This window comes from Paracoccus zhejiangensis (genome assembly GCF_002847445.1).
Classification (GTDB): domain Bacteria; phylum Pseudomonadota; class Alphaproteobacteria; order Rhodobacterales; family Rhodobacteraceae; genus Paracoccus; species Paracoccus zhejiangensis.
In genome coordinates, this window is sequence record NZ_CP025430.1 from 608,591 (window position 1) to 632,735 (window position 24,145).

Annotated in this window: 22 protein-coding genes; 13 read left to right on the forward strand and 9 right to left on the reverse strand. The window is 66.6% G+C overall.

Features of this window, described 5'->3' with window-relative positions; translation table 11 throughout:
* Positions 1 to 27: 27 nt before the first annotated feature.
* Together CX676_RS03090 and dacB are read left to right on the forward strand one after the other, a co-directional pair.
* On the forward strand, positions 28 to 609 hold the full coding sequence (locus CX676_RS03090) for a nicotinate-nucleotide adenylyltransferase (protein ID WP_232816570.1): 582 nt from the start codon (positions 28 to 30) through the stop codon (positions 607 to 609).
* Positions 610 to 692: 83 nt separating this feature from the next.
* Complete coding sequence (dacB, locus tag CX676_RS03095; RefSeq protein ID WP_101751309.1) at positions 693 to 2,201, forward strand: D-alanyl-D-alanine carboxypeptidase/D-alanyl-D-alanine endopeptidase; 1,509 nt, start codon at positions 693 to 695, stop codon at positions 2,199 to 2,201.
* On the opposite strand, the gene CX676_RS03100 is transcribed toward dacB, so the two are convergent.
* Positions 2,161 to 2,583 (reverse strand): tellurite resistance TerB family protein, encoded by a 423-nt coding sequence (locus CX676_RS03100; RefSeq protein WP_101751310.1) that lies wholly within the window; start codon positions 2,581 to 2,583, stop codon positions 2,161 to 2,163. The two genes, dacB and CX676_RS03100, sit on opposite strands and share 41 nt — an antisense overlap.
* A gap of 91 nt (positions 2,584 to 2,674) precedes the next feature.
* Here CX676_RS03100 and CX676_RS03105 point away from each other — a divergent pair, with 91 nt between their 5' ends.
* From CX676_RS03105 to CX676_RS03150, 10 genes are all read left to right on the forward strand, one after another.
* Positions 2,675 to 4,276: a lysine--tRNA ligase gene (locus tag CX676_RS03105; RefSeq protein WP_101751311.1), complete on the forward strand. Its 1,602-nt coding sequence runs from the start codon at positions 2,675 to 2,677 to the stop codon at positions 4,274 to 4,276.
* Between the two features lie 124 nt (positions 4,277 to 4,400).
* Positions 4,401 to 6,695 carry a glycosyl hydrolase family 28-related protein gene (locus CX676_RS03110; protein ID WP_101751312.1) on the forward strand — a complete coding sequence of 765 codons (2,295 nt, stop codon included), beginning with the start codon at positions 4,401 to 4,403 and terminating at the stop codon, positions 6,693 to 6,695.
* Positions 6,696 to 6,978: 283 nt separating this feature from the next.
* Positions 6,979 to 8,934 (forward strand): acetate--CoA ligase, encoded by a 1,956-nt coding sequence (gene acs / locus CX676_RS03115; RefSeq protein ID WP_101754111.1) that lies wholly within the window; start codon positions 6,979 to 6,981, stop codon positions 8,932 to 8,934.
* 69 nt (positions 8,935 to 9,003) lie between these two features.
* Positions 9,004 to 10,845, forward strand: coding sequence for an MFS transporter (locus tag CX676_RS03120; RefSeq protein ID WP_198590268.1), 1,842 nt, complete (start codon positions 9,004 to 9,006; stop codon positions 10,843 to 10,845).
* Between the two features lie 121 nt (positions 10,846 to 10,966).
* Entirely contained in the window at positions 10,967 to 11,224 is a 258-nt protein-coding gene (locus tag CX676_RS03125; protein WP_101751314.1) for a DUF4212 domain-containing protein, read from the forward strand.
* Between the two features lie 12 nt (positions 11,225 to 11,236).
* Positions 11,237 to 13,060 (forward strand): sodium:solute symporter family protein, encoded by a 1,824-nt coding sequence (locus tag CX676_RS03130; RefSeq protein WP_101751315.1) that lies wholly within the window; start codon positions 11,237 to 11,239, stop codon positions 13,058 to 13,060.
* Positions 13,061 to 13,123: 63 nt separating this feature from the next.
* Complete coding sequence (locus CX676_RS03135; protein WP_101751316.1) at positions 13,124 to 14,938, forward strand: DUF294 nucleotidyltransferase-like domain-containing protein; 1,815 nt, start codon at positions 13,124 to 13,126, stop codon at positions 14,936 to 14,938.
* Positions 14,935 to 15,432 carry a hypothetical protein gene (locus CX676_RS03140; RefSeq protein WP_101751317.1) on the forward strand — a complete coding sequence of 166 codons (498 nt, stop codon included), beginning with the start codon at positions 14,935 to 14,937 and terminating at the stop codon, positions 15,430 to 15,432. Before CX676_RS03135 ends, CX676_RS03140 begins: the two co-directional genes overlap by 4 nt.
* Entirely contained in the window at positions 15,432 to 15,803 is a 372-nt protein-coding gene (locus CX676_RS03145; RefSeq protein ID WP_101751318.1) for a response regulator transcription factor, read from the forward strand. The genes CX676_RS03140 and CX676_RS03145 overlap by 1 nt, the downstream gene beginning before the upstream one ends.
* Entirely contained in the window at positions 15,797 to 17,737 is a 1,941-nt protein-coding gene (locus CX676_RS03150) for a 3'-5' exonuclease (RefSeq protein ID WP_101751319.1), read from the forward strand. Before CX676_RS03145 ends, CX676_RS03150 begins: the two co-directional genes overlap by 7 nt.
* Before the next feature lie 9 nt (positions 17,738 to 17,746).
* On the opposite strand, the gene CX676_RS03155 is transcribed toward CX676_RS03150, so the two are convergent.
* From CX676_RS03155 to CX676_RS03190, 8 genes are all read right to left on the reverse strand, one after another.
* Positions 17,747 to 18,265: a hypothetical protein gene (locus tag CX676_RS03155; protein ID WP_198590269.1), complete on the reverse strand. Its 519-nt coding sequence runs from the start codon at positions 18,263 to 18,265 to the stop codon at positions 17,747 to 17,749.
* 54 nt (positions 18,266 to 18,319) lie between these two features.
* Positions 18,320 to 19,045, reverse strand: coding sequence for a sterol desaturase family protein (locus CX676_RS03160; RefSeq protein WP_101751320.1), 726 nt, complete (start codon positions 19,043 to 19,045; stop codon positions 18,320 to 18,322).
* Entirely contained in the window at positions 19,042 to 19,764 is a 723-nt protein-coding gene (locus CX676_RS03165; protein ID WP_408634474.1) for a TerB family tellurite resistance protein, read from the reverse strand. Before CX676_RS03165 ends, CX676_RS03160 begins: the two co-directional genes overlap by 4 nt.
* 40 nt (positions 19,765 to 19,804) lie before the next feature.
* Positions 19,805 to 20,398 carry a lysoplasmalogenase gene (locus tag CX676_RS03170; RefSeq protein WP_157935833.1) on the reverse strand — a complete coding sequence of 198 codons (594 nt, stop codon included), beginning with the start codon at positions 20,396 to 20,398 and terminating at the stop codon, positions 19,805 to 19,807.
* Positions 20,395 to 20,886, reverse strand: coding sequence for a GNAT family N-acetyltransferase (locus tag CX676_RS03175; protein WP_101751322.1), 492 nt, complete (start codon positions 20,884 to 20,886; stop codon positions 20,395 to 20,397). The genes CX676_RS03170 and CX676_RS03175 overlap by 4 nt, the downstream gene beginning before the upstream one ends.
* Positions 20,883 to 21,467 (reverse strand): VOC family protein, encoded by a 585-nt coding sequence (locus tag CX676_RS03180; protein ID WP_101751323.1) that lies wholly within the window; start codon positions 21,465 to 21,467, stop codon positions 20,883 to 20,885. Before CX676_RS03180 ends, CX676_RS03175 begins: the two co-directional genes overlap by 4 nt.
* Positions 21,467 to 22,264, reverse strand: a complete 798-nt coding sequence (trpA, locus tag CX676_RS03185) for a tryptophan synthase subunit alpha (RefSeq protein WP_101751324.1) — start codon at positions 22,262 to 22,264, stop codon at positions 21,467 to 21,469. Before trpA ends, CX676_RS03180 begins: the two co-directional genes overlap by 1 nt.
* A gap of 248 nt (positions 22,265 to 22,512) precedes the next feature.
* On the reverse strand, positions 22,513 to 22,935 hold the full coding sequence (locus CX676_RS03190) for a VOC family protein (protein ID WP_101751325.1): 423 nt from the start codon (positions 22,933 to 22,935) through the stop codon (positions 22,513 to 22,515).
* Between the two features lie 82 nt (positions 22,936 to 23,017).
* On the opposite strand from CX676_RS03190, the gene ychF reads away from it, so the two are divergent.
* Positions 23,018 to 24,115, forward strand: coding sequence for a redox-regulated ATPase YchF (gene ychF, locus CX676_RS03195; protein ID WP_101751326.1), 1,098 nt, complete (start codon positions 23,018 to 23,020; stop codon positions 24,113 to 24,115).
* Positions 24,116 to 24,145: the final 30 nt, after the last annotated feature.

Consider the following 24,145-nt stretch of genomic DNA (forward strand, 5'->3'; position numbering starts at 1 on the left):
CATCATTTTCCCTTTGCTTTGCCCGGGATGCGGGTCGGATTGCTGGGCGGGTCATTCGATCCGCCGCATGAGGGCCATGTGATGATCACCGAGGAGGCGCTGCGGCGTTTCGATCTCGACCGGGTCTGGTGGCTGGTCAGCCCCGGCAATCCGCTGAAGGCGCGCCAGCCCGCGCCGCTGGCCGAGCGCATCGCCAATGGCCGCGCGCTGATGCAGGACCCGCGGGTGACGGTGACCGGGATCGAGGCGCAGATCGCAACCCGCATGACCGCCGATACCATCGCCCGGCTGCAGGAGCTTTATCCCGGCGTGCATTTCGTCTGGCTGATGGGGGCCGACAACCTCGTGCAGTTCAACCAGTGGGACCGCTGGCGCGAGATCGCCGGTCGGGTGCCGATCGGGGTGATGGCCCGGCCCGGATCGCGCTTGGCGGCGCGGCATTCGGTTGCGGCGCAGGTGCTGAAGCGCTGGCGGCTGCCGGAGCACCGCGCGCGGGAACTGGCGTTTTCCGATCCGCCGGCCTGGGTGATGATCAATGTGCCGATGTCCAGCCTGTCCTCGACCGCGCTTCGCGCGCGGCGCACGCGCAAGGCCAAGCCCGTGCGGTGATCACAAAACTGCGTGCGTGGCTGACAGCGTGGCGGATCAGGGTCTATAGCCGGCGCAACGAATTGAAGATGCGAGGCTGAACCATGACCCGGATGAACCGGCGCGGATTTCTGACCGCTGCTGCGGCCTCTGCCCTGACGGTGCGGGCGGCGCTGGCGCAGCCGGTCGAGGTTCTGGGCGGGCCGCCCGATCCTCAGGGTCTGGCGCGCCGCCCCCGGGCAAAGCCACGGCCCTCGTCCGAGGCGCTGATCGCGCAGGCGGGGCTGGGGGGCGTCGTCAGTTTCGCGGCCATCGATCTCGACAGCGGCGAGGTGATCGAGGCGCGGGGCGGGGACACACCGCTGCCGCCCGCCAGCACGCTGAAATCGATCACCGCGCTCTACGCGCTGGACCGGCTGGGGGCCGATCACCGCTTTCGCACCCGCATCCTGCGCATGGGCGACACGCTGGTGCTGGCCGGGGGCGGCGATCCGGTGCTGAGCACCGACGATCTGGACCGTCTGGCCGAGGCGCTGGTGGCGACGGGGGCCAAAAGCCCGGCGCGCTTTGCCGTCTGGGGTGGCGCGTTGCCCCGGATCGCCGAGCTCGAACCGGATCAGGCGGTCTGGCTGGCCTATAACCCGACCATCTCGGGGATGATCCTCAATTTCAACCGGGTGCACCTGGGTTGGCGGCAAGCGGCGGGCGATTACCAGCTGTCGCTCGAGGCGCGGGCCGAGCGGAATTCGCCGCGCGCCTATTCGATCACCGCCGCGCCGGGTCCGCAGCGCGAGTTGTTCACCTATTCCGCCGATGACAAGCGCGAGCATTGGCTGATCTCGCGCGCGGCGATGGGCCGGGCGGGCAGCCGCTGGCTGCCGGTCCGCCAGCCCGAGCTTTACGCCGGCGATGTGTTCCAGACCCTTTGCCGCGCCCGCGGGCTGGTCCTGCCCGCGCCCGAGGTGATCGATCAGCTACCCGAAGGCGTAAGCGAACTGGCCGGCATCGACAGCCCGTCTTTGCGCGAGATCCTGCTGGGGATGATGCGCTATTCCACCAATCTGACCGCCGAGGTGGTCGGGCTGCACGCCAGCGGTGCGACCTCGCTGGCAGCATCGGGGCAGGCGATGGCCGGCTGGCTGAAGGAGCGGGGCGGCAGCGGAGACTTGCGCTTTGCCGATCATTCGGGACTGTCGGCCGACAGCCAGATCACCGCGCAGTCGATGGCCCGGCTGATGGCCGGCTATGGCGCGACGGCGGGGCTGCGCGAGCTGATGAAGGACGATCCGCTGACCGAGGACCTGGGCCGCGACCCGGCCGCGCTGGCGCGGATCGAGGCCAAGACCGGGACGCTGAATTTCGTCTCGAACCTTGCAGGCTATGCCAGCGGCACCGAGGGGCGGCAGATCGCCTTTGCCGTGCTTTGCGGCGACCTGGACCGGCGCGCGGCCAGCGAGGGCAAGGAGCTGCCCGCCGGGGTGTCTACCTGGACCAAGCGTGCGAAAACTTTGCAGCGACAATTGATTGAGGGGTGGAGCTCAGGCGCGGTCGAGGGTGCGGTCGAGGGCCTGCCTATTGCAGCCGGTGCCGAACCTGAGCCGATAGCTCGATAGCCGCCGCGTGCAGGCGCGAGATGTTCAGCTCGTGCCGGATCTCGGCTAGCATGGCGATCTCGCCCTCGTAGGTGCGGCCATCGGCGGCGGCCACGTCGCAGGCCATGGCATAGGCGGTTTCGTAAAGCCGTTCGGGCAGCGCCTCGCGGATCAGGCCGAAGAGGGCATCCAGACCTTCTTCCTCCTCGAACAGCGAGATCACCGTTTGGCTGACGGCGCGCATGCGGTCGGCGTCATATTCGGCGAAGATCGGCATGTGATCGACCATGCGCTGGATCGCCACGAGTTCCGAGGTGCGCATGGTTTCATCCGAGGCCGAGGTGGCGACCATGACCGCCACCAGCGCGTCGCAGGGCGAGAAGGAGGGCAGGTCGCTGGTCATCGATTTCTCCGTAGCGTTTCAGGGCCAAATTATTGACGATCCTTCGGGGTTTCAATAAGCCCTCGGCACCTCTTTGGAACGGAGAATTCCCATGACCACCCTGCGCGACGCCGCAATGACCTCCAAGGCCTGGCCCTTCGAAGAGGCGCGCCGGGTGCTCAAACGCTATGAAAAGGCGCCGCCGCAAAAGGGCTACGTGCTGTTCGAAACCGGCTATGGTCCCTCGGGCCTGCCCCATATCGGCACCTTCGGCGAGGTGGCGCGCACCACGATGATCCGCCGCGCCTTCGAGATCATCAGCGACATTCCGACGCGGCTGTTCTGCTTCTCGGACGATCTCGACGGGATGCGCAAAGTGCCGGACAACGTGCCGAATACCGAGATGCTGCGCCAGCACCTGCAGGAGCCGCTGACCACGGTGCCCGATCCCTTCGGCGAGTATCCCAGCTTCGGCGACCACAACAACGCCATGCTGCGCCGCTTCCTCGACACCTTCGGTTTCGAGTACGAATTCATCAGCGCCACCGAGTTCTATCGCTCGGGCCAGTTCGACGACACGCTGCTACTGGCCGCCGAACGTTATGACGCGATCATGGAGGTGATGCTGGCGAGCCTGCGCGAGGAGCGTCAGCAGACCTATAGCTGCTTCCTGCCGATCAGCCCCAAGACGGGCCGGGTGCTTTACGTGCCGATCAAGCATGTGGACGCGAAGAACGGCACGATCACCTTCGACGAGGACGGGGTGGAAACCACGCTGCCGGTCACGGGTGGCAATGTGAAGCTGCAGTGGAAGCCCGATTTCGGCGCCCGTTGGGCGGCGCTGGATGTCGATTTCGAGATGTATGGCAAGGATCACTCGACCAATACGCCGATCTATGACGGCATCTGCGAGATTCTGGGCGGCCGGAAGCCCGAGCATTTCACCTATGAGCTGTTCCTCGATCAGGAAGGCCAGAAGATCTCGAAGTCGAAGGGCAACGGGCTCAGCATCGATGAATGGCTGACCTATGCCTCGACCGAGAGCCTCAGCTATTTCATGTATCAGAAGCCCAAGACTGCCAAGCGGATGTATTTCGATGTCATCCCCAAGGCGGTCGACGAGTATCACCAGCAGTTGCGCGCCTATGCCGACCAGACGCCGGAGCAGCAGGCGGCGAACCCGGTTTGGCATATCCACGGCGGCGATGTGCCGGCATCGGACATGGTGGTGCCGTTCCAGATGCTGCTGAACCTCGCCTCGGTGGCCGGGGCCAAGGACAAGGACGGGCTCTGGGGCTTCATCCAGCGCTATGCGCCGGAGGCCAGCCCCGAGACCCATCCGGGTCTGGATCACGCCGCTGGTTTCGCCGTGCGCTATTTCAACGATTTCGTGGCGCCGACGCGGGTCTTCCGCCTGCCCACCGAGGTCGAGCGCCGGGCGATCGAGGATCTGGCCGGGCGTCTGGCCGCATGGGACCAGCCGGTTGATGCCGAGGCGCTGCAGTCGATGGTCTTCGCCGTCGGCAAGGAACACGGGTTCGAGCCGCTGCGCGACTGGTTCGGGGCGCTCTACCAGGTGCTGCTGGGCGCCGACCAGGGGCCGCGCTTCGGTGGCTTCATCGCGCTTTACGGCATCGACGAGACCCGCGCGCTGATCGAGCGGGCGCTGGCGGGTGAACTGGTCAGCAGCGCGACCACTACCGCCGACGCCTGATCCCTGTTGCGCGCCGCGCCGTTGCGGCGCGCGCAGCCTCAAGCCGCCGTTAAAGCCTCATCGCCTATTCCTTCGCGCTGTCACGCGGCCCGTCTCGGCCGGGTCAGGATGGAGGGGATGGGCGATGAACATTGCGATTACCGACGGGCTGCTGCTGATGCCGCCAAGCTTTGGCGCCGGGCTGACGGTCTGGTCGCGCGAGGACGGCACCCCGGGCAGCGACAGTTGGGCGGGCCAGCCGAATGCGGCGATCGTGCCTGCGGACCAGGATTTCGGCACCTGCCTGGAAATCGTCAAGACCGCAACCACCACCCGCATCCGCTTCAAGGGCGAGACGCCGATGATCCCCGGCGTCTACCTGCGCGTCTCGGCACGGCTGAAGGCGATGGCCGGTGCGCTGCCCGAGGCGCGCATCGCCGGTTGGGCCGGGGACGGGCAGCGTGACCACGTGGCCGGGCTGACCGAGGTTGCGCCCGCACGCAGCCTGCCGGGCTACGGCGAGATCATCGAGATCAGCGCCATCGTCGGCATCGGCGCGCGCCGGGGCGTGGATCTGAGCTGGGGCCCGCGACCGGTCTATGGTCATTTCGGGCTGGACCTGACCGGGCCGAATGGTGGCGCGGTGCGGATTGAATCGGTCCGCATCGAGGACGTGACTTCGGCCTTCATCCCGGAACTCATCGACTGGGTGGATGTGCGCGACTTCGGCGCGGTCGGGAATGGCGTGACCGATGACCGCGCTGCCTTCGCCGCCGCGGACGCGGCCAGCCGGGGCGGCGGCATCCTGGTGCCCGAGGGCAATTTCCGCATCGGCAGCAGCCTCTCGGTCGCCGCGCCCATCCGCTTCAAGGGCAAGCTGACCGCGCCGGCGGCGGCGCGCATCACTTTCCTGCGCAGCTTCGATTTCCCCACCTATGCCGATGCCTTCGGCGACGAGACACTGGGGCTGAAGAAGGCCATCCAGGCGCTGTTCGGCTATTCCGACCATGTGCGACTGGATCTTTGCGGCCGGCGGGTCGATCTGGCCGAGCCGATCGTGGTTGCAGATGTGGTGCCCGACCTGCGGAACTTCAGCACGCGTCGCACCATCGCCAATGGCGAGATCCGGCTGGTGGCGGGTGCGGCCTGGACCACCCGGGCGCTGACCAGCGCCGCCAGCTATGACGATGACGACCCGCTGATCCTGCGCAATGTCGCCAATGTCGCCGCCATCGAGATCGGCAGCCGGCTGGAAGGGCCGGGGGTCGGGCGCGAGGTCTATGTCAATGGCCGCGACGTGGCGAGCGCGACGCTGAGCCTGTCGCAGCCGCTTCATGGCGGTTCTGGCACCCGCAGCTACGGTTTCCACCGCTGCCGCTACGCGCTGGATTTCGCCGAGGTGCCGGGGCTGCAGCGGGTGAATTTCGTCGATGTCGAGTTCAACTGCGAGGGCCTTGGCAGCGCGGTGATGCTGCCGGCCGATGGCGGGCTGTTCGGGTTCCGCGACTGCTGCTTTGACCGGCCCAAGGATCGCGGCATCACCTCGATCGGGCGCGGCTGCCAAGGCATGTTGATCGACCAGTGCGATTTCCGCTCGAACGAGACGGACCAGCCGGCGCATCTGCGTCGCAGCATCGCGGTCAACATCAACGCCAATGACGTGAAGGTGCGGCATAACCGCTTTGTCCGCTTCGCGCATTTCATGGTGGCGCATGGCGGCGGCCATATCATCACCGGCAACCACTGGTTCCAGGGCGATGGGTCCGAGGAGGGCTTGCGCACCGCCGGTCTGGTGCTGACGCTGCTGAACCCGATGATCACCATCAGCGGCAACTATGTCGATAACGCCGCCATCGAATGGACCAACGAGCATGACGCCAAGCCCGATTTCGCATCCGGCGGCTACAGCTTTGGCGGGCTGACGATCAGCAACAACACCTTTCTGTCCGACAGCACGGTGCCGTGGTTTTCATGGCTCGTGGTCAAGCCCTTCGGCAGCGGCCAGTTCATCCACGGGCTGAACGTCTCGGGCAACGTGTTCAAGTCGCTCTATACCAAGGTCGACCGGATCGAGCGGGTCGATACCAGCCATGCCGATCTGAACTATGCCCGGATGCGCAACATCCAGTTCTCCGGCAACAGCCTGAACGGGGTGCGTGATTATGTCGCAAACCCGCTGACCGTGGCGCATGTCCAGGCCAGTGCCGCCAAGACCTGGACGCTGCCGGTGGTCACCGGCCTGCCGTTCCAGGGCTGGGCCAAGAATGTCAGTTCGGTGGTGCTGACCGGCGCGCTGACCAATGTCGGCGGCGCGCCGGTGTCCGAATCGCCCTGGGTCCAGAGCGCCGTCGGCACGGACGGCCGGCAATTGCGGCTGAACTGGAGCGTGCCGGTCAAGGGCAGCGTCTCGCTGAGGGTGCGTGTCGACGATCCGAACTGAGTAACCGCGCAGGCCATTCCGCGTGGCTCGACGCCGCCGCAGTCCCGACTGCGGCGGCGTTTCGTTCGACTTAGGTCGCGAATTGGCTCGCGTTTCTGTGAATGTTTTACAAATTTCCAAACAGATCAGCTAATAAATTTACAAAACTTTCCTTTGAAAAAAACAGTTTACGCGAATGGGTGGTTTGTGATTAACATATCGCCAACCCGTGATCCGAGCCTGTCAGGCAGCCCGTCGGCAGGGGATCGGATCCGGCGCGCTGGCCATGAGGAGGATGGGCGTCATGAGTGCAGAAGCGATTGAAAAGCACGCAATTCCGGCAGGGTTTGAAAAGGCTCATGCGGGACCTGACGATTACAGGCGGATGTATGCCGAATCGATCGACGATCCCGATGGGTTCTGGGGCCGCGAAGGCCTGCGTCTCGACTGGATGACCCCCTATACCAAGGTGAAGAACACCGATTTCACCTTCGGCCAGGTCAGCATCAAATGGTTCGAGGACGGGCAGCTGAACGTCTCGACCAATTGCATCGACCGCCATCTCGCCACCCGCGCCGACCAGACCGCGATCATCTTCGAGCCCGATGATCCCAAGGCCGAAGCCCAGCACATCACCTATGCCGAGCTGTCGCGCCAGGTGAACAAGATGGCCAACGTGCTGCGCGACCTCGGCGTCAAGCGCGGTGACCGCGTCGTCCTGTACCTGCCGATGATCCCCGAGGCGGCCTATGCCATGCTGGCCTGCACCCGGATCGGCGCCATCCATTCCATCGTCTTTGCCGGCTTCTCGCCCGACGCGCTGGCCAACCGCATCAACGATTCCGGTGCCAACATCCTGATCACCGCCGACGAGGCGCCGCGCGGCGGCCGCAGGACGGCGCTGAAATCCAATGCCGACCAGGCGCTGCTCAACACCTCGGACCGGGTGAAATGCCTGGTGGTGAAGCATACCGGCGGCCAGACCACCTGGACCGAGGGGCGCGACATCGACCTGAAGGCGCTGATGGCCGAGGCGAGCGAGACCTGCGAACCCGAGGCGATGAATGCCGAGGACCCGTTGTTCATCCTCTATACCAGCGGCTCGACCGGCAAGCCCAAGGGCGTCGTCCACACCACCGGCGGCTACCTGGTCTTTGCCGCCATGACCCATCAATACACCTTCGATTATCAGGACGGCGACATCTACTGGTGCACCGCCGATGTGGGCTGGGTGACCGGCCACAGCTATATCGTCTATGGCCCGCTGGCCAATGGCGCGACCACGCTGATGTTCGAGGGCGTGCCGACCTGGCCCGATGCCGGCCGCTTCTGGGAGGTCTGCGCCAAACACAAGGTCAACCAGTTCTACACCGCGCCCACCGCCATCCGTTCGCTGATGGGCAAGGGCGCGGAATTCGTCGAAAAGCACGACCTGTCCAGCCTGCGCCTTCTCGGCACGGTGGGCGAGCCGATCAATCCCGAGGCCTGGAACTGGTACAATACCCATGTCGGCAAGGGCCGCTGCCCGATCGTCGATACCTGGTGGCAGACCGAGACCGGCGGCCACCTGATCACGCCGCTGCCCGGCGCCATCGAGACCAAGGCCGGATCGGCCACGGTGCCCTTCTTCGGCGTGAAGCCGGTGGTGCTGGAGGCCGAAAGCGCCAAGGTGGTCGAGGGCAACCCGGCCGAGGGCGTGCTCTGCATCGGTGACAGCTGGCCCGGCCAGATGCGTACCGTCTGGGGCGATCACCAGCGCTTCATGGAAACCTATTTCCAGCAATACCCGGGCTATTACTTCACCGGCGACGGCTGCCGCCGCGACGAGGACGGCTATTACTGGATCACCGGCCGCGTCGATGACGTGATCAACGTCTCGGGCCACCGCATGGGCACGGCCGAGGTCGAAAGCGCGCTGGTCGCCCATGAGAAGGTCGCCGAGGCGGCGGTCGTGGGCTATCCGCACCCGGTCAAGGGGCAGGGCATCTATGCCTATGTCACGCTGATGAACGGGGTCGAGCCGACCGAGGATCTGCGCGGCGAGCTGGAGAAATGGGTCCGCACCGAGATCGGCCCGATCGCCAAGCCCGACCTGATCCAATGGGCGCCGGGTATGCCCAAGACCCGTTCGGGCAAGATCATGCGCCGCATCCTCAGGAAGATCGCCGAGAACGATTTCGGCGCCTTGGGTGACACCTCGACGCTCGCCGAGCCCGAGGTTGTGGACGAGCTTATCAATAATCGCATGAACCGGGGATAGCCCGGACATGCGTTTCGCCGGCGCGGGCATCCCGCCCGCGCCTTTCCTTCAGGGAGCCAAAGGAAACAAATGGCAGTAGTCGAAGCAACAGACGTCGACCGTTCGAGGCCGATGACGCGCGAGGAGAAGAAGGTCATTCTCGCGTCTTCGCTGGGTACCGTTTTCGAATGGTATGACTTTTACCTCTACGGATCGCTGGCAGCGATCATCGGGGCCCAGTTCTTTACCTCGTTCCCCGAGGCAACTCGGAACGTCTTTGCTCTGCTGGCCTTCGCGGCTGGCTTTATCGTGCGTCCCTTCGGCGCACTTGTCTTCGGCTCGCTCGGCGATCTCGTCGGGCGCAAATACACCTTCCTCATGACCATTCTCATCATGGGTCTGTCCACCTTCATCGTCGGTCTTCTGCCCGGCTATGAAAGCTGGGGCATGGCCGCGCCGATCATCCTGATCGCGCTGCGGATGCTGCAGGGCCTGGCCCTCGGTGGCGAATATGGCGGTGCCGCGACCTATGTCGCCGAGCACGCGCCGATGAACCGCCGCGGCTATTACACCAGCTGGATCCAGACGACGGCGACCATGGGTCTCCTGCTGTCGCTGGTCGTCATCCTGATGGTGCAATCCTATGTGAACGGCAACTATGAACCCGTCCCGCAATTCTCGAATGGCGAGCCGCTTCTGGGCCCCGACGGGTTGCAGGTCATGCTCGAGCCGTTCAAGGCCTGGGGCTGGCGCATTCCCTTCCTCGGCTCGATCTTCCTGCTGTTGATCTCGCTCTATATCCGTCTGCAGATGGAAGAGAGCCCGGCCTTCAAGCACATGAAGGAGGAGGGCACCCAGTCCAAGGCGCCGCTGAAAGAGGCTTTCGGCCAGTGGAAGAACGGCAAGATCGCCCTGATCGCGCTGTTCGGCCTGGTCGCGGGTCAGGCAGTGGTCTGGTATTCGGGTCAGTTCTACGCGCTGTTCTTCATCAACAACGTCGTGAAACTGGACCAGTTCACCTCGAACGTGCTGGTGGCCTGGTCGCTGATCCTCGGCACCGCGGGCTTCGTGTTCTTCGGTTCGCTCTCGGACAAGATCGGTCGCAAGCCGATCATCCTTCTGGGCTGCGCGCTGGCGGTCGTCTCGTATTTCACCGTCTTCCGCATGATCACCGAAACCGCCAACCCGGCGCTGGCGCAGGCGCAGGCCAATACCGTCGTCACCGTATCGGCTGACCCGGAAACCTGCTCGTTCCAGTTCAACCCGACCGGCACCGCCAAGTTCACCTCGGCTTGCGACATCGCCAAGGCGATGCTGGCCAAGTCCTCGGTCAACTATACCTCGGTGGATGTCGCGGCCGGTGCGCCGACCGTGGTCCAGATCGGCGACAAGCAGATCCCGGTCTATGACGGCACCCTGCCGGCGGAGGAGCTGAAAGCGGCCAAGGCCGAGTTCGACAAGACCGTGAACGGGGCGCTGACCGAGGCCGGCTATCCGATCGATCCCAAGACCAACACCACGATCGCCAAGGCCGATCACTTCTTCGACGTGTTCAACGGCCAGAACTTCAAGCTGGTGCTGCTGCTGACCTATCTCATCGTGCTGGTCACGATGGTCTATGGCCCGATGGCCGCGGCGCTGGTCGAGATGTTCCCGACCCGCATCCGCTACTCGGGGATGTCGCTGCCCTACCACATCGGCAACGGCTGGTTCGGGGGGCTGCTGCCCGCCACCGCCTTCGCCATCTCGGCCCAGTCCGGCAACATCTATGCCGGTCTCTGGTACGCGATCGTGGTTGCCGGGCTGACCGTCATCATCGGCCTGATCTTCGTCCCGAACAGCGGCTATCGCCGCAGCCTGTTCGGCGACGACACAGAGCACAAGGTTCACCACTCGGGCTATGACAATGCCCCGCCCTCGAAGGGCTGGTGAGCGAATGAAACAGGGGCCCCGGCGCGAAAGTGCCGGGGCCTTATCGTCTACCCCGTCTCCGCCGTCGGGCCGGGAGTCACGCGAACAAGACGGCTGTCCCTAACGAGGAGGAGCGAAGGACATGAGTGACAGACAATCATCGAACGCATATTGGCAGGCCAATCTCAGGATCATCTGGGTCTGTCTCATTATCTGGGCGCTGGTGTCCTATGGCTTCGGCATCATCCTGCGGCCGCTGATCTCGAGCATCAGCATCGGCGGCACGGACCTGGGCTTCTGGTTTGCCCAGCAAGGCTCGATCCTGATCTTCATCGTGCTGATCTTCTGGTACGCGGCGCGGATGAACCGTCTCGACCGTGAACATGGCGTGGACGAGTGAGGGGGCAGAGACATGGATCAATTCACGCTTAACCTCATCGTCATCGGCCTGAGCTTTGCCCTCTATATCGGCATCGCCATCTATACCCGGGCCGGTTCCACATCGGAATTCTATGCCGCGAACCGGGGTGTCAGCCCGGTGATGAACGGCATGGCGACGGCGGCGGACTGGATGTCGGCGGCCAGCTTCATCTCGATGGCGGGCCTGATCGCCTTCACCGGCTATGACAACTCGACCTACCTGATGGGCTGGACTGGTGGCTACGTGCTGCTGGCGCTGCTGCTTGCGCCCTACCTGCGCAAGTTCGGCAAGTTCACCGTGCCGGAATTCATCGGCGACCGCTTCTATTCGCAGACCGCGCGGATCATCGGCGTCATCTGCCTGCTGATCATCTCGATCACCTACGTGATCGGCCAGATGACCGGCGTCGGCGTGACCTTCTCGCGCTATCTCGAGGTCAGCAACTCGACCGGCCTCTGGATCGGTGCGGCGCTGGTCTTCTGCTACGCGGTTCTGGGCGGCATGAAGGGCATCACCTATACGCAGGTGGCGCAATATGTCGTGCTGATCATCGCCTATACCATCCCGGCAGTGTTCATCGCGATGCAGCTGACCGGCCACGTCCTGCCGCAGACCGGCCTGTTCGGCACGCATGACGCGTCGGGCGCCAAGTTCCTGGCCAAGCTGGACCAGGTCGTCACCGATCTGGGCTTTGCCAATTATACCGGCCACCACAAGTCCACGCTGGACATGGTGCTGTTCACGCTGGCGCTGATGATCGGCACGGCGGGTCTGCCCCATGTCATCATCCGCTTCTTCACCGTTCCGAAGGTGTCGGATGCGCGGGCCTCTGCAGGCTGGGCGCTGGTGTTCATCGCGCTGCTCTATACCGTCGCGCCTGCCGTGGGCTCGATGGCACGCTTCAACCTGACCGCGACCATGTGGCCGGGGGCGGTGACCGGAACCGAGGCGGGCTCGACCTTCTCGGAACCGGCGATTTCGCTTGAACAGATCGAGACCGCACCGGAACTGCAATGGATGCGGAACTGGCAGACCACCGGGCTTCTCTCGTGGGAGGACAAGAACGGCGACGGCCTGATCCAGTATTACAACGAGGCCGGCGCGGAAGGCGCCCCGGTGGCCGAGCAGATCGCGGCGCAGGGCCTGACCGGCAACGAGTTGACCACGGTGAACAACGACATCATGGTTCTGGCCAATCCCGAGATTGCCAACCTGCCGGGCTGGGTCATCGCCATCGTGGCGGCGGGCGGTCTGGCGGCGGCGCTGTCGACGGCGGCGGGCCTGTTGCTGGCGATCTCCGGTGCGGTTTCCCATGACCTCATCAAGGGCGCGATCAACCCGAACATCAGCGAGAAGAACGAGCTGATGGCGGCGCGGATCTCGATGGGGGTCTCGATCCTGGTGGCGACGATCCTCGGTCTGAACCCACCGGGCTTCGCGGCGCAGACCGTGGCGCTGGCCTTCGGCCTTGCCGCAAGCTCGATCTTCCCCGTGCTGATGATGGGCATCTTCTCGAAGCGCATCAACAAGCAGGGGGCAATCTGGGGGATGCTTGCCGGCATCCTGTCGACGCTGCTCTATATCTTCGCCTACAAGGGTTGGTTCTTCATCTCGGGCACCAACATGCTGGAAGATACGGCCGCGAACTGGCTGTTCGGCATCTCGCCGGCCTCGTTCGGGACCGTCGGCGCGCTGATCAACTTCATCGTCGCCTATGCGGTGTCGAGCGCGACCGAGGAGCCGCCGGTCGAGGTGATCGAACTGGTCGAGTCGATCCGCGTCCCGCGCGGTGCCGGCGACGCCGTCGCCCACTGATACGGACCGGCCGCGCCCCCTGCTCGGGGCGCGGCCATTTCTCTGCAAGACCAAGGGAGTGACATGACGGACGCCGCCGGTTTCATCGCCTCGGTCCACCCCTATGACAGCCTGTCGCAGGACGAGCTGGCGCGTGCCGCCAGTTCCTTCAGCCGCAGGCAGATGCCGGCGGGTGCCGTGGTCTATGAATATGGCGACCTGCTGCCGGGCATCTGGCTGATCGAAAGCGGCCGGGTGGCGGTCAGCGACCGCAATGGCGATTCCGTCTCGGAACTGGGGCCGCGGAACAGCTTCGGCGAGCGCGGGCTGCTGCGCGAGGGGTCGGCGGTCACCACCGCCCGCGTCACCGAGGATGCGGTGCTGTGGATGCTGCCGCGCGAGGTGCTGCTGGATCTCATCGCGCAGAACCGGGCGGTGGCGCGCTTCTTTGACCGGGGCCGCAGCGGGCAGGGACAGGGACGGGGCGCCGAGATCGCCACGCTGAAGGTCGAGGACCTGCTGACCCGCAAGCCGCTGACCTGTGCGCCCGGAACACCCGTGCGACAGGCGGCGCAGATGATGCGCGATGCCGGAGTCAGCAGCATCGGTGTGACCGAGGAGGGGCGCCTGCTGGGCATCGTCACCATCCGCGACATGTCGAACCGCGTCGTCGCGGCGGGCCTCGACCCGTCGCGCCCGGTCAGCGAGGTGATGACCGTTGATCCCGTGACCCTGCCGCCGCAGGCCCTGGGTTATGACGTGCTGAACGCCATGCTGGAACGTCGCGTGGGTCATCTGCCGGTGGTCGATCAGGGTCGCTTCGTCGGCATGATCACCCAGACCGACCTGACGCGGGTGCAGGCGATCAGCGCCTCGGTGCTGATCCGCGATCTGGCCGATACCGGTTCCGCCGAGGAGATGGCGCGGATCACCGCGCGGGTGCCGGAACTGCTGGTCAGCCTCGTCGCCGCGCATCAGCGCCACGAGGTCATCACCCGGATGATCACCGACATCACCGATGCTGTGACCCGCCGGCTGCTGGTGCTGGCCGAGGCCGAGCTTGGCCCGGCCCCCGCCCGCTGGCTCTGGGCGGCCTGTGGCAGCCAGGGGCGGCAGGAACAGACCGGGGTCAGCGATCAGGACAATTGCCTGATCCTCGAGCAGGGCGCCGACCCTGCGCATCCATGGTTCGCCGCGCTCGCGCGCTTCGTCAGCGACGGGCTGAACCGGGCGGGCTTCGTCTTTTGTCCCGGCGACATGATGGCGACCAATCCGCGCTGGCGGCAGCCGCTGAACGTCTGGCGCGACTATTTCACCGGCTGGATCCGCAAGCCCAGCCCCGAGGCGCAGATGCTGGCCTCGGTGATGTTCGACCTGCGCGCCATCGGTGGCGAGGCGGCGCTGCTGACCGGGCTGCAGGCCGAGACGCTGGCGATGGCCTCGAAGAACTCGATCTTCGTGGCCCACATGATCGCCAACTCGCTGAAGCACCGCCCGCCCTTGGGCATCATCGGCGGCTTTGCCACCATCCGCTCGGGAGAGCATCGCCACCATATCGACATGAAGCATAACGGCGTGGTGCCGGTCACTGACCTTGCCCGCATCTATGCGCTGCAGGGGCGACTGACGGCGGTGAACACCCGCGCCCGACTGCTGGAGGCCGAGGATCGCGGCGTCATCTCGGGCAGCGGCGCGCGCGACCTGATCGCCGCCTATGACGTGATCCAGACGCTGCGGCTGGAAAACCAGGCGCATCTGATCCGCTCGGGCCGCAAGCCCGACAATTATCTGGCCCCCGCCGATCTGCCCGATTTCGAGCGCAGCCATCTGCGGGATGCCTTCGTCGTCGTACGCGGGATGCAATCGGCACTGGGACAGGGAAAGGGAATGCTGGGATGACAGGGGTAGGGGTCGAGGTTCTGGGGGTGATCGCGGTGGGGATCGGCGCGGCGGCGGTGCTTTACGCGCTGTTTCATGCGCTGCGAAAGGCCGGGGTCATCCCGGCCCGCTGGCTGCTGCCCGCCGGTATCGGCCTTGCCATGATCGCCTATTCGGTCTGGAACGATTACGCCTGGTATGACCGCGCTGTCGCCCGCCTGCCGACTGATGCCTCGGTGCTGCTGACCGGCGAGGTCAGCCAGCCCTGGGCGCCCTGGAGCTATCTCTTCCCGATCACCACCCGCTTTGCCGCCATCGACCCGGCCAGCATCGAAAGCAACGCCGACGCTACCTCGCGCGCCCGCATCATGCTGGTCGAGCGGCGGGGCAATACCGTCGTGGTGCCGCAGGATTTCGACTGCGCAAAGCGGTTGATCCGGCCCGCATCGGGCGACTGGCAGGCGGCGGGGGCGGATGACCCGGCCTTCCGCCTGGTCTGCGGGGAGGGGGCGTGATGGCGCGGGTCATGGTCATCGAGGACGAGGACAATATCGCGCTGGCGCTGGACTACCTCTTGACCCGCGACGGCCATGACCATTCGCGCATGGCCAGCGGCGCGGGCGCGGTGCAGGCGATCCGCGACCAGCGGCCTGACCTGGTGCTGCTCGACGTGATGCTGCCCGAGGTCTCGGGCTACCAGATCGTGCAGGAGATGCGGGCCGATCCGGGTCTGTCGGCGACGCGGGTGCTGATGATGACCGCGCGCGGCTCGGTGGTCGAACGGCGCAAGGGCATGGCGCTGGGGGCCGATGGCTTCATCGCCAAGCCGTTCGAGCTGTCGGAACTCAGGGCCGAGATGGCCCGGCTTCTGGAAAAGCCATGCTGAGCCAGCTGCCGTTGCGGCTGCGGGTCCTGCTGATCTTTGCAGGGCTGGCAGCGGCGGCGGCGCTGGTCATCCTCTTCGCCCTCTGGGTCGAGGCGCGGCGGCTGATGGCGCAGGGCGTGGCGCTGGATCAGGCGCTGTCGCCGATGCTGCTGGCGGGTTTCGTCGCCGTTCTGGGCGTGGTGCTGGCCGTGGTCGCGGTCTGGTATCTCTTCGACCGCCATGTCGCCCGGCCGATCGAGACGCTGGCCGGGGGGCTGCGCACCGGGCAGGCCCCCGCAGGCGAGGAGGCGCAGTATCTTGGCGATCTCGGCCCCGCCGCACGGGATGCCGCCGAGGCGCGGGCGCGGTCCGCCGAAGCCTTGGCGCAGGCGCTCAAGGACCATGCGGCCGAACAGGCGCATGAGATGGCGGTGTTGGAAAGCATCCTGTCGGATTTCGGTGCCGGCGCGGTGATGAGCGATGCGGCCGGGCGGGTGGTCTTCTACAACGCCGCCGCCGCCCGGATGCTGCCGGGGCTGGGACTGGACCGACCGCTGGAACGGCATCTGCGCCGGGGGCCGCTGCTGGCGGCGCGGGCGCGACTGGACGGGCAGGGGATCGAGGCCACCGATCTGACCGCGCTGACGGTGACGGGCGGGCGGCTGGCGGGGCGGATGCGGCTGCTGGATCACGGCACGCTCTTGATCCTGCGCGATCATCCCGCCGACCGGGCAGATGCCCGCGCCTCGATCGAGGCGCTGCGCCGCCATGCCGCGACTCTGGTGCCGATGCTGGGGGCGCTGGACGGTCCGATCCCGCCGGCGCTGGCCGAGGCGATCCGGGTCGAGGGGCAGGGGCTGGCCGCCGCCACCCGTGCGCTGTCCGACGCCTCGGCCCGCGCCCTGCCCACCGCCCGCGCGCTGCTGCCGGAGCTGGCCACCGGGCTTTTCGCCGACACCCTGCCGCTGATCGCGGTGCAGGCAGAGGCCGGGCCGGTGAATGCGCTCCTGCGCGATCTTGACCGCAGCCTGCGGGCCGAGGGGCATGATCCGCAATTGCGCGTCGAGGCGGATGATCCCGAGGAAGTGCGGCTCGTGCTCGAATGGCAAGGCGCGGCGCTGCCGATGGACCGGCTGGAGGACTGGCTGGCCCGCGCCCCCGATCCCGACCAGCCCGATGTTTCCGGCGCGGATCTGCTGGCGGCACAGGGTGCCGGCATCTGGGCCGAGCGCGCTGCCGATGGCAAGGCACGGCTGGTCCTGCCGCTGGCGCGGGCGGCCGGTGCGGATGCGTCGGGCGGGCTGACCTATGATTTCGCTTTGGCCGGGCGTGGTGCGGCCTCGACCCGGCTGGCGGACCTGACCTGCGTGGTCTTCGATACCGAGACGACGGGCCTGACCGACAGCGACCGTATCCTGCAGATCGCGGGCCTGCGCATCGCCGGCGGGCGGCTGACCGGCGAGAGGTTCGAGACATTGGTTCAGCCCGGCCGCCCGATCCCCGCCGCCTCGACCCGCATCCATGGCATCACCGACGCGATGGTCGCAGATGCGCCGCTGAAGGCCGCCGCCCTGACCGCCTTCCAGCATTTCTGCGACGAGGCCACGCTGGTCGCCCATAACGCCCCCTTCGACATGGGCTTCCTGCGCCGCGCCGCTCCGGAGACCGGGGCGCATTTCACCAACCCGGTGCTGGACACGGTGCTGTTGTCCGCGATGCTCTGGGGGCAATCGGCCGATCACTCGCTGGATGCGCTCTGCGCCCGGCTGGACATCGCCATCCCGCCCGAGCTGCGCCATACCGCCATGGGGGACGCGCAGGCGACGGCTTCGGCCTTCCTGCGCATGGTGCCGGCGCTGGCGGCGAAAGGGATCGAGCGGTTCGAGGATGTGCTGAAAGAAGCCCGGAAACATCGCCGATTGATCGACGATGTTAATTCAAGATCAGATGGTTAGGGAAAGAACCTAAAGTTCTACCTGAGGCTGGTATGGATCGACCGGAAACTGCCGGCCGTCTGGCGCAGACTCACCTTCCGGCGTGCCGCGGCCAAAGCCGCGCAGGCTTTCCCCGATCGGCGGCGGCGGCGGGGCATCGGCCTTGCGGCGGATGATGATGTCGCCGTTCTCCAGCCGCTCGGGCGTCTGGTAGTTCGAGATGTCATCGACCAGCGTCGAGAGATCGGTCATCACCGGCCCCAGCATCGACAAGGCGCCACCCAGATCGCGCGACAGCCCGTCGATCTCGGGCGCCATGTCGTTCAGCAGGTTGTCGAGGAACATGCCCATGCCGCGCTCGATCAGGTCGCCGCCTTCGGCCATGGAGCCGCCGGCATCAGGAGCAGGCGAGCCGGGGGCCTCGTCGGCCAGCGGCGGGGTATACTGGTAATCCGGCGCCGGAAGATCGGGCGCGTTCTCCTGTTGGGCCAGTGCGAAGGGCGCAGCAGCCAGAAGGGCGATCACGGGCAGGGCGTAGATGCGTTTCATTCGCCGAATGTGGGGGCTGAACGGCGCTGGCGCAAGTCGCAAGGCTGCGACAGGTCAGCCCAGTCTTGCGGCGCGGGCGATCTGTGTCTCGGTAATGCCGTGGCGCGGGCCGAAGCGGCGGCGGGCGGCGATCAGGCGCGGATCGTCGGGGCGCAGACCAAGCGTGGTCATGAACTCGGCCCGCTGCGCACCCTTCAGCGCCTCGCGGTCGATGGCAGTGCCAAGCGCACGGTCGATCACCTCGCCACCGGGCGAGACATGGAACCAGCGCGAGAAGTCGCGGAAATGGTGCTGGTTGTGCAGCATGGTCACATGGCGCTCGGCGGCAGTCTTCTTGACCGGCAGATGCGCGGTGGCATGGAACCACTCATAGGCGAGGAAGGTGCCGACACCGCCGACAAGGATCACCGCCGCGCCAACCTGCCAGCCGAGGCCGGGAAACAGGAGGCTGCCGAGGGCGCTGGCGATCAGGTAATGCGTGCCGAGCATCGGCAGGGCAATCCACCACGGCACGAAGAACAGCCCCGGCACGGTCGGAAAATCGTGATGGCCGTAATGTGCCTGGTACATCAGGTCAAAGCGCCATTGCGCGCGTGGCGGCGGCAGGTGGAACAGGAAACGGTGCATGCCGTATTCGTTCACGAATTGCAGCGCCACGCCCAGGGGCACCAGCAGCCACAGCCAGAGCGGCCCGTTTGCGGTGATGACCAGCCCGGCCAAAAAGGCCAGAGCCATGACCAAAATTGCCCAGTGACTGGCCAGCAGACGCAGGCGGCTCATCCCGCAGGGACCTGCTGCATGTTGCGGAACTGCTCCCACGCCTCGGTCAGGCGGCGGGTGCGGGCCTCGGCCAGACGCACCGCCTCGGGCGGCAGGCCACGGGCGATGGCGCGGTCGGGATGGGCCTCGCGGATCAGCGAGCGATAGCGCTTGCGCGCCTCGGGCAGCGGCGTGTCAGGGGCAAGGCCCAGCACCTCGCAAGGGGCGCAGCCGCGATTGGGATCGTGGCGCATGCGGATGGCGGCGATGCGTGCCGGGGTGACGCCGAAGATGCGGCCCACCTCGTCGATGAACTCCACTTCCGCCTGGTGCAGCCCGCCATCGGCCAGCGCGATGATGAACAGGCCCTCGATCACGTCGAGAAGCACCGGATCGGCGGGTGGGAACATGGCGGCGATGCGCCGCGCCCATGCGTCATAGCCCGCCACGTCCTGTCGGGCGAGATCGAAGACCCGGGCGGCGTTCTTTTCCTCGGAGCGCGGGATGACAAAGAGCCGGCGGAAGGCCGCCACCTCGGATTTCGCTACCGCGCCATCGGCCTTGGCGAGTTTTGCGCCCAGGGCAATGATGGCGATGGAGAAAGCCACCGAGCGTTCCGGCGCAACCGAGGCCGGGCGCGGCGACAGCATCGCCGCCAGCCGGTCGGCGATTCGCTGCCAGAAGCTGCGGGGCTTCGGCAGTTCGGGCGCGTCGATCGGTGGTATCGCCTGATCCATCATCGGGGCAGAGTATCGTGGTTCTGCGCAGGGGGCCAGCGGGTCACAGATGGCCCATCAGGATCAGCGCCTGCCCGCCCCAATAGGCCGGCCAGAGCGTCAGCGCCAAGAGGCGGCGCGGGGCGACGAAGAGGTGGATCGCCAGCAGCAGGTCTGACAGCACGAACAACCCCGCGCCGATCCGGGTCAGGGTCTGGTCCGGCGGCAGGCTCAGCGCGGCCAGCGCCATCAACGAGATGATGAGGACATAGACCCGCACCGGCCAGCGCAACTCGCCCGCGCGCGGGATCAGCCAGAATTCGGTGGAGATCGCCAGCGCTAGCATCGCCAGCCCCAAGGGCCAGATCTGCCCGACGCCCTCGGGCGTCCACATCAGCGCGACATAGGCCAGATGCCCGGCGGCAAAGGCGCCCATGCCGGCCAAGAAGGCGGCTTGGCCGGGGCGTGACAGGGCGAAATCGCCGGCGGCCCCGAGGGCAAGGCCGGCGATCAGCAGGGGCGGCGCGTCGGCCATCAGGGCGGTGAGGGCCAGAAGCGCGGTGGCGGCGGTCTTGGCGATGCTGCCCGCCCAGGACGGCGCGGCCCCGGCATGGCGCAGCCCGTAGATCGCGGCAAAGCCGGCGGCGAGCCAGATCATGCGGCGAGGTCCTTGCCCATGAAGATCAGGTCGTGGAAGGTGCCGAACTTCCAGCCCGCCGCCGGGATGCGGCCCCATTGGGCATAGCCCATGCGGTCATGGAACCGGACCGAGCGCGCGTTGCTGGCGGTGATCGCGCCGATCATCAGCCGGTGGCCGGCAGCGCGGGCGTGATCCTCGAGCGCGATCAGCAGCGCGCGGCCGGTGCCGGTGCCCCGCGCCTCGGGAGCGACATGGATGGTGTGTTCCATGGAATGGGCGTAGCCGCCACCGCCACGGAACTGGGCATAGCTGGCAAAGCCGATGATCGCGCCATCGGCCTCCATGACCAGATGCGCAAAGCCCTGACGCTGGCGCTCGGCGATGATCTGGGCAATCTCGGCCTCGCCGCGCTCGCTCGGCCAGAAGGTGATGGCGGTGTCGCGGATGATCGGGTTCCAGATCGCGGCGATGGCGGCGGCATCACCCACGCGGCTGTCGCGGATCACAGGCTGACCTCGCCCTGATAGCTGACGATCCGGGCCGAGAGGCCAAGGGGGCCGGTGGTCACGGTGATGCGCGGATCGGTGAGCGGCAATGCCGGCGGGGTTGGATGGGAGAGGGTCAGCGCGGTCAGGCGCAGGCTCTGCTCGGGCATCCGGCTGGTCGGATGCGGCCCGTCGCCCCAGTCGATCAGCAGGGGTGCGATGCCGTCTGCGGCAGAGACCCCGCTGTCGGGAATGGCAATGCGCCAGCTGAGGTCGCCCCGGCTCGCCTCGGATATGGTGCTGCCCTCGGGTGCGGTCAGCGGGCTGCTGCGCGCGACCCATGCCACCAGACGCGGCGCGCCGCTGAACTGATCCAGCCCGAACCAGCGGGGCCGCGACGGGGCCGGGGCCTCGGGGTCGATGGCGATGACTTCCAGATACTCGCGCGCGCCCAGATGCCAGAGCGCGTTATGCGTGCCCATCAGCGGGTGCTTGCCGCCGGGCAAGGGCGGGGTGCCAAGCCGTGCGGTCAGCCAGTCCACCCCCTCGGCCAGCGTCTCGGCGGCGATGACGATGTGGTCGAGGGCCAGCCGGGAAGACATCAGCCCCGATGCGCCCCTGCGGCCAGTTCGGCGACGAAGCCGAGGATCTCGGGCACTGGGCGGCCTTCGCCGATCATCTTGACGATGGCGCTGCCCACCACGCAGCCATCGGCGACGCTGGCCACGGATTGGGCTGCCTCGGGGGTCGATATTCCGAAGCCAACCACCACGGGCAGGCCGGCGGCGGCGCGGATGCGGGCGACCTCGGGGGCCACTTCGGCGGCATTGGCGGCGGGGCCGCCGGTGATGCCTGTGACCGAGACGTAGTAGACGAAGCCCGAGGTGTTCTTGACCACGGCGGGCAGGCGGCGGTCATCGGTCGTGGGGGTGGCGAGGCGGATGAAGTTCAGCCCGGCCTTGCCGGCGGGGATGCAGAGTTCCGCATCTTCCTCGGGCGGCAGGTCGACGACGATGAGCCCGTCGACACCGGCCTCGACGGCCTCTTCCAGAAAGCGGTCGACCCCGCCGCGCCGGGCGTAGATCGGGTTGTAATAGCCCATCAGCACCACGGGGGTGGTGTTGTCGGTCTTGCGGAACTCGCGCAGCATCGCGAGCGTGCGGGTGACGCTGCCCCCCGCCGCCAGCGCCCGCTGGCCGGCATGCTGGATGGTCGGGCCATCGGCCATCGGGTCGGTGAAGGGCATGCCCAGTTCGATGATGTCGACGCCGGCGCCGGGCAGGCCGCGCAGGATCTCGGCGGTGGTCGCCTCGTCGGGGTCCGAGGCCATGATATAGGCCACGAAGGCCTTTTTGCCCTCGGCCTTGAGCCGCGCGAAAGTGTCGTCGATTCTGGTCATGTCCCGCCCCGTCTTGTCCGGCTGTTAGCACTAGCTTCTATGGGGGAGAGACGCAATCGGCTGGTCCCGCAACCCCGCCCGATACGCGGTCTGCAAGACCGCCGGGCGAGCGCCTGCCCGTTCCGGCGGGTAGGCGCTTTGGTGCCGCTGGTCCTGCGTCGCCGCAGAAGAGGTAGCTGGCGCCATAAAGCGCATCGCTCGGCCGGTGCGGCGCCCACCCACGGGCCGGCGCCCGCCCTCTGCCGCGCCTATTGCGGCTCGGTCATAATCATCCAGCTGGTGCCAAAGCGGTCGGTCAGCATCCCAAAGGCGGGCGAGAAGAAGGTCGGGCCTACCTCCATGGCGATGGTCTGCGCATCCACCTTCAGCGCGTCAAAGACCCGGTTCACCTCGGCGGGCGAGGGCAGCGAGATCGCCACCGAGGCCCCGGCCATGCGCTCGCCGCCAAATTGCGGCGGCATGTCGGCGCCCATCAGCAAGCCGCCATCGGGCAGGGTGACCGATCCGTGCATGATCCAGCCCGCCTGCTCGGGCGGCAGGCTCGGCATCCCGTCGCCCGGCGGCATGTCCGAGAAGGGCATCAGCTCCAGCGTGCCGTCGAAGATCTCGGCATAGGTGGTGAAGGCCGGGCGGCATTCGCCCTGAAACGAGAGATAGGGGATGAACTGCATGAGAGGATCCTTTCCGCCGTCAGGCTGGACTTGTGCCCGCCCCGGCTCTAAGTAACCGCCGAATTCAGGAAAGGTTGCAATCATGGGCTTTCGCATGGGGATCGTCGGGCTGCCGAATGTCGGCAAGTCGACGCTGTTCAACGCGCTGACGAAAACCGCTGCCGCGCAGGCTGCGAATTTCCCCTTCTGCACCATCGAGCCGAATGTGGGCGAGGTGGCCGTGCCCGACCCCCGGTTGGACAAGCTGGCGGCGATTGCCACGTCGAAACAGATCATTCCGACGCGGATCACCTTTGTGGATATCGCCGGTCTGGTGAAGGGCGCGAGCAAGGGCGAGGGGCTTGGCAACCAGTTTCTCGCCAATATCCGCGAGGTCGATGCCATCGCCCATGTGCTGCGCTGCTTCGAGGATGGCGACGTCACCCATGTCGAGGGCCGCGTTGACCCGATCGCCGATGCCGAGGTGATCGAGACCGAGCTGATGATCGCCGACATGGAATCGATCGAGCGTCGTCTGGCCAACCTGCAGCGCAAGCTGAAGGGCGGCGACAAGGAGGCGGCGGCACAGGAAAAGCTGATGAAGGCGGCGCTGGTGGCGCTGGAAGCCGGTCAGCCCGCGCGCACCGTCAAGGTCGATGACGAGGACCGCAAGGCCTGGAACATGCTGCAGCTGCTGACCTCCAAGCCCGTGCTCTACGTCTGCAATGTCGAGGAAGAGAACGCGGCCAAGGGCAACAGCCAGTCGGCGCGCGTGGCCGAGATGGCGGCGGCGCAGGGCAATGGCTCGGTGGTGATCTCGGCCAAGATCGAGGAAGAGATCAGCCAGCTGCCTGCCGACGAGCAGGAGATGTTCCTCGGCGAGATGGGGCTGGAAGAGGCCGGACTGGATCGCCTGATCCGCGCCGCCTATGACCTTCTCGGCCTGCAGACCTATTTCACCGTCGGCCCGAAAGAGGCTCGGGCCTGGACGATCCGCAAGGGCACGCTGGCGCCGCAGGCGGCAGGCGAGATCCATGGCGATTTCGAGAAGGGTTTTATCAGGGCCGAAACCATCGCCTATCTCGACTATGTTGCCGGGAATGGCGAGGCGGGGGCGCGCGAGGCCGGCAAGCTGCGCGTCGAGGGCAAGACCTATGAGGTCAAGGACGGCGACGTCCTGCATTTCCTCTTCAGCGGCTGATCCTCACCCTCCTTCGACCTATGTCCAATA